Below are 14,559 nucleotides of genomic sequence, written 5' to 3'. Positions count from 1 at the left end.
AGTCTCTGTGCGTACGATAGGGTAATAAGGTATGGTAATGAAGATATGATCACACCGCCAGATACGTCCGTTCATCAAACGGGTACAGTCAATGATCGTATTGATCAGAAACAGATTGTCAGTCAAGACCGCGCTATTCTTAAACGTGTTCTTTCAAAATCAGTCTTAGGGCTGATTTCGTTGTTTATGCTGGTGCCAATTTTGATCGTATTGTTATCTTGGACACAGCCAGTCGCCGATATCTGGACGCACATGACAGAGTATGTGCTACCGCAAGTACTCAAAAACACCGCAATTTTATTATTCATGGTTATAGCCATTTCTGGCACTATTGGCACGACACTCGCTTGGGTAACCAGCATGTACCGCTTCCCTGGGCAGCGTTTTTTTTCGTGGGCGCTGATGTTGCCGCTCGCGATGCCAGCTTATGTCTTAGCATTTGTTACCGTCGGTATTGTTGATTTTAGTGGCCCTTTACAGACAAGTTTGCGGGACTTCGGCATCGATACAGCCATTCCCTCAGTACGCAATGTGTGGGGTGCAGGTTTGATATTGTCATTGGCGTTTTATCCTTACGTTTATTTACTAGCGCGGCAAGCGTTTTTGTCACAAGGTAGGCGTGCGATTGAAGCGGGTCAAATGCTGGGTCTAAGCCGCAGTCGCGTGTTCTTTAGGCTAGCATTGCCACAAGCATTACCTTGGATAATTGGTGGGTTATTGCTGGCAAGTATGGAAACCTTGGCAGACTTTGGCGCGGTGTCAGTATTTAATGTTGATACTTTTACCACAGCTATTTATAAGGCATGGTTTGGCTTTTTTAGCTTGACGACAGCCGCACAGTTAGCAGCACTATTGATCAGTGTGGTTTTTATCGTGGTTTTGTTTGAACAATATTGGCAGGCGAAACGTGGTCACTCGACTACCCAAGGCAGCAGTCAACGTCTTGAAACCAGCATGCCTGTCAAATGGCTCATGGCATTAGTGTGTACACTTGTATTTGCAGTGGCGTTCTTCATACCATTTTTACAGCTGATATATTGGACGGCGTTGAATTTTCGGCAGGATTTTGACGCGCGTTATATTGATTTTGTGATTAATAGTGTCACCATCGCTAGCATGACCACCTTATTCATTGCGGTTCTGGCTATTATTATTGCGTGGATTAAGCGCCAATATCCTGATAAATTGACCAAGCTGCTGACGACTTTGGCTAATTTGGGTTACGTGGTTCCAGGTACGGTATTGGCAGTGGGCATATTTATTCCGATTGCTTGGCTAGACAACCAAATGATTGCCTTTGGTATGATCTCGAAGCAAGTGTTATCGGGCAGTGTGATTGTAATGCTACTCGCGCTATCAACCCGTTTTATGACAGTGAGTTTTCAGCCAATCGATCGACAACTACAGCGCTTGACGGTCAACCAAGAAGCGGCGGCTAAGTTACTTAGCGACAGTGCTTATCAAAGGTGGCGACAAGTGGTGTTGCCAGTGCTGAGTCCTGGGGTATTGACGGCGTTGTTGATAGGTTTTGTCGAAGTCATGAAAGAGATGCCCATTACGTTGATGACACGTCGTCAAGGCTGGGATACGCTGGCAGTGCGTGTATTTGAGATGACTAGCGAAGGGATGTGGGGACGCGCGGCATTGCCAAGTTTGTTGATTGTGCTGGTTGGGCTACTACCTGTTTGGATATTATTGCGTCAAAGTGATAAACAGCATTAAAACGGACGGTAAATAAATCAAAAACAGGCAATTGCCGTTGTGATGGTTCTACTGTTTTATCTGCGGGTTTTATTTATTATTGGTTAACGAGTATCGTCTATGTGCACGGATTCAATGAAAGACTCAACAGATTCTAAATCAACGGACGATACCAATCCTTACTTTAGTGTGCAAGATTTGATCGTAGGCTATGACGATACGATTGTCGTCAATGGACTATCGTTTATCTTACAACAAGGCGAGATTGGTTGCTTTTTGGGTTATAGCGGTTGTGGGAAGACTACGGCGCTACGAGCGATTGCAGGATTGGAACCGAGCCGCGCTGGCACCGTTTATTTGAACGATCAGCGTTTGACAGAAAAAACCACCCATCAATCATTTGCGGTTGTACCAGCCAAGCGCGGTATGGGCATGGTATTTCAAGACTATGCACTTTTTGGTCACCTAAGTGTGGCGAAAAACATCGCATTTGGTCTGAATAAATGGTCTGCTGCTGACAAAAAGGCACGAGTTGCTGACATGCTAAGCCTCGTTGAATTAACTGAGCATGCCGATAAACGCCCACATGAGCTTTCAGGTGGACAGCAGCAACGAGTGGCCTTAGCACGAGCTTTGGCACCCAAGCCCAAACTGCTGCTGCTTGATGAGCCATTTTCTAATTTGGATGTGGTGTTACGCGAGTCATTAGCAATGAGTGTCCGTGATATTCTCAAACGCACCAATACCACCGCTATCTTAGTCACCCATGACCAAAACGAAGCATTTGCGCTAGCGGATAAAGTAGGGGTGATGGATAAAGGTAAGCTGGTACAGTGGGCGACTCCAAGCGAGTTGTATCATGAGCCGACCAGTCCTTTCGTTGCTGAGTTTGTTGGTGAAGGCGCTATGATAAACGGTATCATTAGAGACGGACGGGTTGAGACAGCACTGGGTGATATTTATCGACGCATGGAAGTCTCTGATGCATCAGGACAGCCGCAATATTGCCATTATGACTATCCCAATGGCACGCCAATTAAGGTGCTTGTACGCCCTGATGACATCATTCATGATGACAATAGTACGCGAACGGCGTTGGTCATTGGACGCGTTTTTCGAGGTGCCAACTACTTATATCGCTTACAGCTTGATGATGGACAGACAGTATTGTCGTTAGTTGCCAGCCATCACAATCACGAGATTGGCTCGCGGATTGGTATCTTGCCTATGCTAGAGCACATCGTAGTGTTTGATGAAAAAGAAATCAATGCCACGGCTTGGTCAGCATTATAAAAAACTTACCGAGTTGCCATGATGTGTAAATAACGCCCAAGCCATTTATAGGGTTCAAGCTGTGAGTAGCGCAGCTCCATTCGTATCACAGCATCTGGGTCGTTATGACCGCCGCGTTTGAGCGGTGCATAATCATGAAACACGCGAAGTCCGCTGGTCTTTACGGTTCGATAATCGTGCGTTGCCAACCAAGATTCTACTTCTTCTTTAGCAACTGGATAATTGGGTGTTAAGCTCTTTTTGTTATCTGCTTTGTATTCGGTGTTATCGAGCAAATTAAAGTTACCCATGATGAGGTTACGATAATCAAAACTTGCGGGATTATAAAAGCACAATGACAGGACGCCATGATCCATCAGTTGTCGATCAAAAAACTCCATAACCAAAGCAGGTTCCGCTAGCCACTCAAGCAAAGCGTGCGACATAATTAAATCAAACTTGGTTTCTTTTGCAATCGTATTATCCGTATGCTCTTGCTCACTATCTTTAATCAGTCTATCTTCGAGACCTTGATACGGACAAACGTACCAGGTTATATCAAGGTCTTCATCGATTTGTTCTGCACCTGCTTTTGCTTTTTCGAGCATGTTGGCCGAAATATCATTGATAACCACCGTATGACCTTGAGTGGCAAGCTCTATTGCAATTTGCGCAAGCCCTGCGCCCACATCTAAAACTCGCAAAGGTCGTCCAAGGCTTTCACTCATCTGCGCGCAATACTCAAAAATATCGCGGCGTAAAACAGCTAAGCGAATCTCTCCCTTTAACCCGCCGTAGACCTTCTTTTCAAAATGGTCAGCGATGGCATCAAAGTTACGATCAGTACGCGCGTCTTGTTGCACAGTTTCTTGTTGGGCTATTTTCCCTACTGAGTCTATTGATGAATCGTCATATGTTGCTGTGTCTTGATGGATTGCATTTTGAGGGATTGTTTGCATAAAAGAGAAGTCTATATCAAGGTGGGATTTTGCAACATCGTACAACAAAGAGTGAGGCGAAGCTAGGAGTGCAATGACTATTAGTACTATCATATAGCGTTAAAGACGACACTGAGTATATGCTTTGCAGTAGCTTTTCATAATATTTTGCGGTATAAATAGTAAGGTTTTAGCAACAATTCTTGTCACATCTATTTTACTCAAAATGTTTAATACCAATCGTTGATTAAGGGATTTTGCCAAACTGACTTTATCTGCTGCCAGGGACTCTCGGCAATCAATTGACTTACCACTGCTAAGGATAGTAACGATGATAATATTCAAGTCTGCCACCCGTACCATCGCCAAATCAGTTATCAATACTGACCCCTCGACCTCTAAAACTATAACTCATCAGCCAACTATGTCACGTTGCCTATTGTCAGTTGCCGTTGCTAGTAGCTTATTGCTGGCGGGTTGTGGAGATGATGATGATGAGATCGTGAGCTATGCTACAACAGTAAAACCGATCAGCGCGTTTACCACTGCTCAGATAGATAATGGGTTTGGAAATACTGCCGCCCCTGAAGCCAAATGTGACATCAAAATTGAAAAAGTCAGTTACTTGACAGTAGGCGCAGCAGGCGAGCGAACGAAGGCGACGGCTGCATTAATGCTACCAAGTGGCAATAGTGCGGACTGCCAAGGTGATCGACCTGTCTTGCTCTACGCTCATGGCACTACTACTGATAAAGATTATGATTTTAGTCAAGTAGCCAATCCCCAAAACCCAGCAGTTAGCGAGGCCACTCTGATAGCCGCAAACTTTGCCGCCCAAGGTTATATTGTGGTAGCACCAAACTATGCGGGTTATGATGAGTCTGATCTTGATTATCATCCATATTTGGTGGCAGATCAGCAAGCTATGGATATGGTTGATGCTTTGGATGGCGCGCGTACTATCATCGACCGGAAAAAACGTGAGAATGCCAGCACTTACGCCAACATCAATGACTCAGGCAAACTGTTCATTAGCGGATACTCACAAGGTGGGCATGTCGCCATGGCAACGGCGCGGCTGCTAGACGAGCAAAACGAGCCAGTCACTGCGATTGCGCCTTCTTCAGGCCCTTATGCGTTAGCTGCATTTGGTGATGCTATTTTTGCGGGCAATGTGAATGTTGGTGCGACACGTTTTGCGCCATTATTGGCAGAAGGCATGCAGAAAAAATACAAAAATATCTATGGCAACAGATCAGATATCTTTTCGGCGCAGTATGCTAATACTCAGCTGCCAAGTATGCAAACTTTTGGTGAATTGGTAAACGATGGTAAGCTACCTGATAATGCGATCTTCCAGTCAAAACCTACCAATAATCCTATTCTCGATCAACTCCCAACTAGCAATTTACCTTTTGCGTTCTTAGGATTTGACGATGATAAATATCTGATAAAAACGGACTTCCGCGCCGCCTATGTGAAAGATGCCTTGCAACGCCCTGATAGCCTAGTGGTGAGCACGGGAGTATTGCCAGCCGCTAATCCACAAAATGAGCTACGTAAAGCGTTAAAAGACAATGATTTGCGCGGTTATATACCTAAGATGCCAACGCTACTATGCGGCGGTAATCAAGACCCAACCGTTTATTATGATCTAAACACAGGCTCAGTGGCTGCGATACTGCAAGCCGCTGCGTCATCCAATAATCTTAACGTCACAGTATTAGATGTTGATACACGGGGTGATCGAGGTGCAGTAACGCCAATTGGTAATGCCATGAGCAACCCATGGATGACAACGAGCGTACTGGATAATGTACAAGGCAGATTTACTGCAACTTTGACAGCTGTTCAAAATAAAGCCGTTGCAGACGCTCAAGCCGCAGGAGTAACCGATCCAAATGTGTTAGCACAAGCCGCAGGAACCGCAGTTCTAGCAAACTACCATGGTGGCTTAGTCAGTACTGCTTGTACCCAAGCCACTCGCGAGTTCTTTAATCAAGAGTTCAAAGCCATTTAATACCATTTAAACCTAATCGAAACTGTTGTTTTAACCGCAAAAACTGTACTCGCTGGGTGCAGTTTTTTTAATGGATATATTTTACTAACGGAGAAGAGAAAAATGAAATCAATGATGTTGTCGCTATTTGCAATCGCTTTAGTTGCCATGCCTATAAGTCAAGCATAAGTAAAAAACACGCTATATTCTGGCAAAATGGGCGGGGTGTCCCACCGCTCAAAAGATAGTAAGTTTGTTTGTAAAAATGGCAAAATCAGCCACTCAAAAATAACTTGTAATTGATATAGACTTAGTGGATAACGATTCGTCAAAATAAGGTCGCTAATAAGCTGTTTTCCTTGATTTTAATGACAGTCAGATGCCCCTAAATCAGCAATTTTGTGCTAAAATAGCTTCTTTTACTAAACATTAAAACTATCGTCGTTTTCCTAGTGTTTTGCACGTTTAGTATTGCTTTTATGGTCACTATTTTTATAGTAGCTGCGAATTGATGCAGCTATTTTTTGTATAGTGCATAAGTTTCTTAAACAGTGTTTGCATTAGAAAAAGAATGAAAGTGAAGGAGCGTATATGAGCGAATCGGTCAGTCCTATTGGCATTGTAGATGAACTAAAACAATCCTATTTGGATTATGCGATGAGCGTGATCGTCTCGCGTGCGCTACCTGATGTGCGTGATGGGTTCAAGCCTGTACACCGTCGCGTAATGTACGCCATGCATGTGCTATCTAATGATTATAACAAGCCTTATAAGAAATCAGCACGTGTGGTCGGTGATGTCATTGGTAAATATCACCCGCATGGCGACAGTGCTGTATATGACGCCATTGTGCGTATGGCACAGGATTTTAGCTTGCGCTATCCCATGGTCGATGGTCAAGGTAACTTTGGCTCAATTGATGACGATCCACCGGCGGCAATGCGTTATACCGAAGTTCGTATGACTAAACTGACGCACCAAATGCTGGCTGATCTGGATAAAGACACGGTCGATTGGGAAGACAACTACGATGGCTCTGAGCGCATGCCAAGCGTTATGCCAGCCCGTATTCCTAACTTGTTGGTCAATGGCGCGACTGGTATTGCAGTCGGTATGGCGACCAACATGGCACCGCACAATCTGACCGAAGTGATCAATGCTTGTTTGGCGTATGCCCAAAACCCGCAAGTCTCAGCTGAAGAGTTGATGTCACATATTTCAGGTCCTGATTTCCCGACAGGCGGCATTATCTATGGCCGTGCAGGCATTTTAGATGCTTATCGTACGGGCAAAGGCCGTTTGCACATACGTGGTCGTTACCATATCGAAGCCATGAGTGATACGGGTGTCAATCGTGATCGTGAGCGTATTGTCTTCACTGAAGTCCCTTATCAAGCCAATAAAGCCAAACTGATTGAGCGTATCGCAGAACTCGTACGTGATAAAAAAATCGAAGGCATCAGTGAGATTCGTGATGAATCTGATAAAGACGGCATGCGTATTGCTATTGACTTGCGCCGCGGTGAAACAGCGGAAGTGATCGTCAACAACTTGTTCTTACAGACCCCGCTTGAGTCGAGCTTTAGTATCAATATGGTGGCTTTGGACAACGGACAGCCAAAGCTATTGACATTACGTCAGCTTATTGCTGCTTTTGTGCGTCATCGTCAAGAAGTCGTGACGCGCCGTACCATTTATGAGTTAAATAAAGCACGCGTTCGTGGGCATTTATTAGAAGGTTTGACCGTTGCCCTTGCCAATATCGACGAGATTATTGCAACGATCAAAGCCTCTGCTAACCGTGGTCTTGCACGTGAAAGCTTACTTAACAACACTTGGGGTTCAGGTAGCGTTGTGGCCATGCTAACAGCAGCTGGCAGCCAATCAGTCCGTCCTGATTTCATTGAAGGTGAAGATCCTAAAGCACCATTTGGTTTGATCGATGGTGAAACTGACGGCGAGCAGCGCTATCGTTTGTCGCTTGAGCAGGTCAACGCCATTTTAGACATGCAATTGCATCGCTTAACGGGTCTTGAACAAGACAAATTGACCGAAGAGTATCAAGATTTGCTGCGCGAAATCACGCATTTAGAATCTATCTTAGGCGACTTTGATAAGCTAATGACCATTATCTCTAACGAGATGATTGAGATTCGTGACAATTTTGGTGATGAGCGCCGCACAGATATCATCGACTCACGCACTGATTTTAACCGTGAAGACTTGATTCCTGAACAGACAGTCGTTATGACTGTCTCACGTACGGGTTATGCGAAAACTCAGCCGATTGATGATTATGTCGCGCAAAAACGCGGCGGTAAAGGCAAGTCTGCAACCGCCATGAAAGAAGATGATGTGATCGACCATTTAGTCGTGACCTCAACGCATGCGACCGTATTGTGCTTTACGGACAGTGGACGCGTCTTTAGTTTGCGCGGTTTTGAAGTACCAATCGCTAGTCGCGGTGCGCGTGGTCGTCCATTGGTCAATCTCATTGGTTTGAATGGCGACGAAACCGTCACAACCATTCTGCCGATTCCAAAAATAGTAGAAGATTTATCTGCAAAAGGCAGTATGCCATCAGTAGGTAACGAGGATGACTCGTTAGAAGACAGTAATAATGCAGAGCCTCCTTTTGTCTTCTTCGCCACCGCCAATGGTACTGTCAAGCGAGTAGAGCTTAAGCAATTTGCCAACATTCGCTCGAATGGCTTGATTGCTGTTGGATTGGAAGAAGGTGACAAGTTGGTGAGTGCGCGCATTACTAATGGTAGCCAAGAAGTCATGTTGTTTGCTTCAAGTGGTAAAGCCATTCGTTTTGATGAAAACGATGCTCGCGCAATGGGCCGTACGGCAAAAGGCGTACGCGGTATGCGTCTGGCTGCTGATGAATTTATCAAGTCATTGGTCGTTATCGAAGATGATGTGCGAGAGATCCTCATCGCTTGTGAAAATGGCTTTGGTAAACGTACGTTTATCGATGAGTTCAATACTCAAAATCGTGGCGGCGGCGGCGTGATCGCTATTAAGACTAGTGCGCGTAATGGGGCATTGGTTCGTGCGACCAAAGTAGAGCCTGAAGATGACATTATCTTAATCTCAGATAAAGGAACGCTCGTGCGCACGCCAGTTGAGTATGTCGCCAGCTCTGGTCGTAATACCCAAGGTGTTACGCTAATCCGTTTGTCAAAAGATGAAAAGCTGGTGGCCATGGCGCGTGTTGAAAACGAAGAAAGCGACAATGAGCTTATCGATGCAATGAGAGAAGACGGTACGTTTGATGTGGGAGGTCAAGAGCAGCGAGATATTGACGCGGCAGTTGGCAATGAAGCAATGACGGATGTCAATGACGCGATCGATATCGCCAATGATTATAAATTGGATGATGACGCATCAAGTGAAGCAACGGACGAAGACGAATAATGCACTTGGCAATTGACACATTGCTTTAGCTTTATGTTGTTATAAAAATTATCTGAGCAAAAGCCTCTAACGTCAGCGTTGGAGGCTTTTTTATGCAAGGTTGATAGATAGAGACATAAGAATTGACTTAGCAGGCACAATTTTGAGCCATTACTCTACATAGCACCTATGTTAAAGGCAGATTAATTACGCTATCATCGATATCAGTAGTATCACGCTGCGTTTAACGTGAGACTTCATACACAAAATATGATTAATAATTCACACTATAACTAGGATGGTTTATGTTAAATCTGCATCATTTAAACAACTCGCGCTCGTTTCGTATCTTATGGCTATTAGAAGAGCTGGAGTTGGATTATAAGCTGACCAGCTACGAGCGTACTAAGTCCTATCTGGCACCTGAGAGCTTAAAAAAGGTTCATCCACTCGGTCATACGCCCGTGCTTGAAGTTGATGGTCGCGCGTTGGCAGAGTCGGGTTTTATTATCGAGTATTTACTCAGGCACTATGATACTGATCATCAATTTAAACCTAGTGATGATAATGAAGCGGCGTGGGAAGCTTATACTTTTTGGCTGCATTTTGCCGAAGCCACAGCGATGCCGCAATTGGTTATGCGTCTGATCTTTAGTAAAGTGGTTGAAAGATCGCCCATGCTGATCAAACCAATTAGCAAAGGCATTCGTAAGCAGGTTGAAGATGGCATGATTAACAATAATATCATGAACAACCTTAAGCTGATGGAAGATCACCTACAGGACAATCATTGGTTTGCTGGTGAAACGTTCAGTGCTGCTGACATTCAAATGTACATCGTAGTCGCAGCGTCCAATGCACGTGCAGGAATGGACAAAGTCAGACACGTCAATTTATTGAACTGGCTCAAGCGTTGTCATGAGCGTCCTGCATTCAAACGTGCCGAAGAAAAAGGCGGTACGCCAAAGTTTTAAAGATACCCAAGTTTTAAAGACACCGACGTTTTAAAGAAATAATATGCTATTGTGAGCGTTTTTGATTCTGATAGCCAAGTCGATATAAGTGAGATACAGCGTGACTGGTATAAATTTCTGTTGCCTCTGTCGGCGTAGGCACAGCCAGCAAGAAAATTTTTTACCAGTCACGCATTATAATATGGTATATCCATTTTATTGAATATCGACTATATTTAACAATAGCATATAAAGAAGGTAGTACCATGAGTGACCAAGACAAGCTGACCAAACACAAATTAGATAGCAATATTGATGCTGATAACAGTGTTAATGTTAATCATCATGCTGGGACTGACCAAGAAATCCGTGCACAGCAAGTGTCTATTAAGTCGTGGACACAAAAGATATTGGTGGTTTTGTTGTGTATGGCCAGCTTTTATGGCGGCTGGAAGTCTTATGAATCCAATGCGGTCAGTGAGTGTAGAGCCAATGGCGGGCAAATGATTGAAGGTCAAAAAACCATGTTGTGTCAGTTGTCGTAGTCAATCATTCAGTGATCGCTATCAGTAAAAGAAGTTGCCTATGCTAAAGCTAACCTTTTTGGGTACATCAGCTGGTGTACCGACCAAACAGCGTAATGTGACGGCATTGGCAATTGAATGTCTGAATCCTTACTTGTCAGGTTCCAATCAGCAGGCTAGTAAGTCACGCCCATGGTTATTGATCGATTGCGGTGAAGGCACACAGCAGCAGCTGCTACATACCAAGCTCTCTTTGCACCAATTGGTCGCTGTTTGCATCACTCATGTACATGGTGATCATTGCTACGGTCTACCAGGATTGCTGGCGAGTGCTGCCATGTCAGGTCGTCGCGAGCCGTTGACTTTGATTGCACCACAAGCTATTGCAACGCTACTCGATGCTATTAAGTTGACCACAGAGCTGCATTTTTCTTTTACGATTGATTTCATAGCAATTGAAGAAGTTCTGCAAACTGAAGAGAACAGAGTTCATATTGCGTTAAATGAACAGCATCAGCTAAGCATTGATATTACGCTACTCTCGCATCGGGTGTCATCCTATGGCTTTGGTATCACCCAAAACATCAGTCGCCATACACTAGATACAGCCAAGCTAATTGCAGCAGGAATACCTGCCGGCAGTTTGTGGGGCCGATTGCAGCAAGGCGAGGACGTCATGACGGATGATGGGGGGCAATTGCTTTCAGCAGATTATGTTGATTATGAAAAGCAGCGTACACGCGTCGTGGTGGCTGGCGATAACGACACGCCCGCGCTTTTAAGTACAGTGGTGGTTGGTGCGGATTTATTAGTACATGAAGCCACGTATACGACGGACGTCTTAACGAAGATTCAGGCAAAAAACCCAGAGTTTGATCCCATGCACAGTAGTGCGTACTTAGTGGGCAGGTTTGCGCAAGATAACGGTGTCAAGAACTTAATTTTGACACATTTTAGCGCGCGTTATCAGAGCTTTGAGAATTCGGATAGCAGCACACCGAATATGGCACATATTCGAGCAGACGCCCAAAGCGTATATCAAGGAAATTTATGGCTGGCAGCGGATTTTGCTCAGTATATCGTCAATAGTGCCACTGACTTAAGCGACCATCAAGAAACTGACCGCGTACAGTATTTAGGTTCTGCACGAAGTGATATTGTGGAAACTAAATAAAAGAGCGACAACCTTTATAAACGTACTGCTAAGACAATCTTTCTTGCTGTGCCGTTGCTGACAGAGGCGACGAGAGTTTATCTTAGTAGCTCGGTATACAATCATTATAATTTAGCGCTTACTGTCTTCAATCGCCAGTTGCGTTTTACCACTCCAATAACGACTGAACTGATAGGCGACTCGTCCTGAGCGCCCACCACGCTCCGACGCCCAGCGTAAAGCATCGGGTCTAATAGTGTCAGACAAACTTCCATCCCCTGAACTCACTTCAATAATAGTGTCCGTATTGGCTGCAATCTTCTGTTGTTCTAAAATCAGATAATGCTGAACAATCTGCAAATAAGTTTGCTGATCCATGGGATGAAAGGTTAGGGACAAACCAAATCGATCGGACAGCGACACGGTCTCATCAACTGCCTCATAAGGATTGACTTCATCCGTCTGCCCATTATAAATATCAAGATTGTCTTTCATCATTTGCGGTAGCAGGCGACGGCGGTTACTGGTAGCATAAACCAGTAGTTTGTCTTGCTCAGAATCCAGCGAGCCATCCAGCACACTTTTTAGAGCACGATAGCTTTCGTCTTGACCGTTAAATGCTAAATCATCACAGTACACTATGTAACGACAACCACAATCTGCTGGCAGTGCCTTGATCGCAGCTCGAATCTTATCAAGTATCCGTAGATCGTCACGCGCAATTTCAATAATGCGCAGGCCTTCACTATGGTAGGCTTGTAGTAATGCTCGAATCAGTGAAGATTTACCCGCGCCGCGTGTTCCCGTCATTAGGACGTGATTGGCGGGATAGCCTTTTAAAAACTGGCGGGTATTTTGTACGAGTTTTGATTTTTGTTTATCTATCCCGTGCAAGTCGTCTAAACTTAAAAACAAATTGACTGTTAATGGTTCTAAGTGTCCATTGTGACCACCAACCCAGCGATAAGCCAGCTGCGCCGGATCGATCTCAATCGTTGGCGTGACTTTCTCTTGTAAGTACTGACTGAGTAAGTCCAATAGTGAAGCAGGTAGGGCGTAATGCGTAGATGGATCAGATGACTTAGATGATTGTGACATAATAACTCTAATAGTTAAGATTGTGTTTAATTGGCGTGATTTCGGCTTTGTCAGGACTTCACAGTACTATAAAAAATAGCATTATCAAGAACAATATCATGAAAAATAGTGCCAGTCATTCGTCTATTATACAAGCTTTGCAGGCGCAAGCACGGGCACTGTTGCCAACAGTGACACAAGTATTGTCGATCTTACAATATAGGGAAATAGCACATCAACGTTTGTCTCAACAAAATGCTGAACGTGATGAGCAAATGCAGGATGGTGAAACACAAAGTAGGGAACGCAACTGTTATCAGGGTTTGACGCGCGCACAGCATTCACAATTCGGTCACGTCATGGTCAAATGGCAACTAAACCATAATGCAGACCATTATTCGACTTATTTGTCTCACGAAGCCCATGTATTAAAGTCTTTAAATAACCTATCCCAAAATCAAAGCAATTCTGTCCTTATTGCGCCAGCTATACTCGCTCATCATGAGCTAGACGTTCAAGTATTGGAACAGGGCCAACATTTCACCGTTTTAGTCATGCCTTACTATTCATGTGGAAGCTTGGCTAAGCAGCTGAATAGGCAAACGCATTCATTGTTAACAGATGAAAAGAAATACTATTTTATTCTTCAGGCAGCGCATTTGATAGCCAAGTTGCATCAGGCTGGTTGGCTACATAATGACATTAAGCCTAGTAATTTTTTACTCAATGGCGATTCAATAGATGAGGTTTGTGATAACAGCAGAATGCCTGATTTATTGATGACGGATTTTGCTTTGGCACACAGAGTGAGTAGTTCTGTTCAGTCAAATCCTGCTGGTACGCCAGCCTATCTTGCGCCTGAGCGCTGGCACGGGCAGGGCGCAACGGTGCAAAGTGATGTCTATGCGTTTGGTATTATGATGTTTGAGATATTGATGGGTAAGCGACCCTTTAAGGTACATACTCAAAGTAGCGATCCAATGATTGATTGGGCAACACAGCATTGTCAACACCCGATTCCAAGATTGCCATCAAAGTATGGTCAATATCAACCCATCGTGGATAGCGCATTGGCAAAGCGGGTAGAAAAGCGGTATGGAAGTATGAAGGAAGTATTGATGGATTTAGAACGGTTATAAGTCCATTGGCAAATTCCAGACACAAAAAAACCTGCTAAAAAGCAGGCTTTAATATTTGGTCTAAGATGTACTATCCGAAAATGGTGGGGCTGGAGAGACTCGAACTCTCACACCTTGCGGCGCCAGAACCTAAATCTGGTGCGTCTACCAATTCCGCCACAGCCCCATTTTCGTTACTCTATCATCAAAAGCATTTAAATTCAAATACCATCTAGACAGTTAACTGATTCGGTAGTGCGTCTCAGTGGTTGGCTATTATATAGAGTTTGATTTTTTTGGCAACCCCTATTTGCCATTATTTTTAATTATTTAACGATTATTTTTGCTAATAATTATAAATAATTGATTGTATTGGGCTTTTTATTTAGCGCTTTTGCTTCTTCAATCGCTATTTGTCTCAC

At 44.2% G+C, this 14,559-nt stretch carries 10 protein-coding genes and 1 tRNA gene; 8 read left to right on the top strand and 3 right to left on the bottom strand.

From position 1 onward, the window contains the following. Positions 1 to 45 precede the first annotated feature (45 nt). Together ACT3TH_RS01870 and ACT3TH_RS01865 are read left to right on the top strand one after the other, a co-directional pair. Positions 46 to 1,722, top strand: a complete 1,677-nt coding sequence (locus ACT3TH_RS01870; protein WP_444754152.1) for an ABC transporter permease — start codon at positions 46 to 48, stop codon at positions 1,720 to 1,722. Between the two features lie 99 nt (positions 1,723 to 1,821). Continuing rightward, positions 1,822 to 2,994: an ABC transporter ATP-binding protein gene (locus ACT3TH_RS01865; protein WP_444754151.1), complete on the top strand. Its 1,173-nt coding sequence runs from the start codon at positions 1,822 to 1,824 to the stop codon at positions 2,992 to 2,994. 5 nt (positions 2,995 to 2,999) lie between these two features. On the opposite strand, the gene ACT3TH_RS01860 is transcribed toward ACT3TH_RS01865, so the two are convergent. After that, a complete protein-coding gene (locus ACT3TH_RS01860) occupies positions 3,000 to 3,932 on the bottom strand; it encodes a methyltransferase domain-containing protein (RefSeq protein WP_444754150.1) in 933 nt (310 codons plus the stop codon). A gap of 310 nt (positions 3,933 to 4,242) precedes the next feature. Here ACT3TH_RS01860 and ACT3TH_RS01855 point away from each other — a divergent pair, with 310 nt between their 5' ends. From ACT3TH_RS01855 to ACT3TH_RS01835, 5 genes are all read left to right on the top strand, one after another. After that, positions 4,243 to 5,931, top strand: coding sequence for an alpha/beta hydrolase family protein (locus tag ACT3TH_RS01855; protein ID WP_444754149.1), 1,689 nt, complete (start codon positions 4,243 to 4,245; stop codon positions 5,929 to 5,931). A gap of 570 nt (positions 5,932 to 6,501) precedes the next feature. Continuing rightward, positions 6,502 to 9,333 carry a DNA gyrase subunit A gene (gene gyrA / locus ACT3TH_RS01850; RefSeq protein ID WP_444754148.1) on the top strand — a complete coding sequence of 944 codons (2,832 nt, stop codon included), beginning with the start codon at positions 6,502 to 6,504 and terminating at the stop codon, positions 9,331 to 9,333. A gap of 284 nt (positions 9,334 to 9,617) precedes the next feature. Beyond that, on the top strand, positions 9,618 to 10,286 hold the full coding sequence (locus tag ACT3TH_RS01845; protein ID WP_444754147.1) for a glutathione S-transferase: 669 nt from the start codon (positions 9,618 to 9,620) through the stop codon (positions 10,284 to 10,286). A 245-nt stretch (positions 10,287 to 10,531) separates the two neighbouring features. Next, positions 10,532 to 10,810 carry a hypothetical protein gene (locus ACT3TH_RS01840; RefSeq protein WP_444754146.1) on the top strand — a complete coding sequence of 93 codons (279 nt, stop codon included), beginning with the start codon at positions 10,532 to 10,534 and terminating at the stop codon, positions 10,808 to 10,810. A gap of 40 nt (positions 10,811 to 10,850) precedes the next feature. Beyond that, positions 10,851 to 11,963, top strand: coding sequence for a ribonuclease Z (locus tag ACT3TH_RS01835; protein WP_444754145.1), 1,113 nt, complete (start codon positions 10,851 to 10,853; stop codon positions 11,961 to 11,963). Positions 11,964 to 12,074: 111 nt separating this feature from the next. Here the strand turns inward: ACT3TH_RS01835 and ACT3TH_RS01830 are convergent, their stop codons facing one another. Beyond that, a complete protein-coding gene (locus ACT3TH_RS01830; protein ID WP_444754144.1) occupies positions 12,075 to 13,040 on the bottom strand; it encodes an ATP-binding protein in 966 nt (321 codons plus the stop codon). Positions 13,041 to 13,138: 98 nt separating this feature from the next. On the opposite strand from ACT3TH_RS01830, the gene ACT3TH_RS01825 reads away from it, so the two are divergent. After that, positions 13,139 to 14,158, top strand: a complete 1,020-nt coding sequence (locus ACT3TH_RS01825) for a serine/threonine protein kinase (protein ID WP_444754143.1) — start codon at positions 13,139 to 13,141, stop codon at positions 14,156 to 14,158. An 81-nt stretch (positions 14,159 to 14,239) separates the two neighbouring features. Here the strand turns inward: ACT3TH_RS01825 and ACT3TH_RS01820 are convergent. Further along, a tRNA-Leu gene (locus tag ACT3TH_RS01820) sits at positions 14,240 to 14,324 on the bottom strand. Positions 14,325 to 14,559 lie beyond the last annotated feature (235 nt).

Source organism: Psychrobacter sp. AOP22-C1-C5 (assembly GCF_052378885.1).
Classification (GTDB): domain Bacteria; phylum Pseudomonadota; class Gammaproteobacteria; order Pseudomonadales; family Moraxellaceae; genus Psychrobacter.
Note: the sequence above shows the minus strand (reverse complement) of the source record. Positions and strands in the feature narration are given on the sequence as shown.

Excerpts from the sequence above, each read along its gene's own strand:
- ACT3TH_RS01870 (WP_444754152.1), top strand. The coding sequence starts at position 46 with ATGATCACACCGCCAGATACGTCCGTTCATCAAACGGGTACAGTCAAT.
- ACT3TH_RS01865 (WP_444754151.1), top strand. The coding sequence starts at position 1,822 with ATGTGCACGGATTCAATGAAAGACTCAACAGATTCTAAATCAACGGAC.
- ACT3TH_RS01860 (WP_444754150.1), bottom strand. The coding sequence starts at position 3,932 with ATGCAAACAATCCCTCAAAATGCAATCCATCAAGACACAGCAACATAT.
- ACT3TH_RS01855 (WP_444754149.1), top strand. The coding sequence starts at position 4,243 with ATGATAATATTCAAGTCTGCCACCCGTACCATCGCCAAATCAGTTATC.
- gyrA (WP_444754148.1), top strand. The coding sequence starts at position 6,502 with ATGAGCGAATCGGTCAGTCCTATTGGCATTGTAGATGAACTAAAACAA.
- ACT3TH_RS01845 (WP_444754147.1), top strand. The coding sequence starts at position 9,618 with ATGTTAAATCTGCATCATTTAAACAACTCGCGCTCGTTTCGTATCTTA.
- ACT3TH_RS01840 (WP_444754146.1), top strand. The coding sequence starts at position 10,532 with ATGAGTGACCAAGACAAGCTGACCAAACACAAATTAGATAGCAATATT.
- ACT3TH_RS01835 (WP_444754145.1), top strand. The coding sequence starts at position 10,851 with ATGCTAAAGCTAACCTTTTTGGGTACATCAGCTGGTGTACCGACCAAA.
- ACT3TH_RS01830 (WP_444754144.1), bottom strand. The coding sequence starts at position 13,040 with ATGTCACAATCATCTAAGTCATCTGATCCATCTACGCATTACGCCCTA.
- ACT3TH_RS01825 (WP_444754143.1), top strand. The coding sequence starts at position 13,139 with ATGAAAAATAGTGCCAGTCATTCGTCTATTATACAAGCTTTGCAGGCG.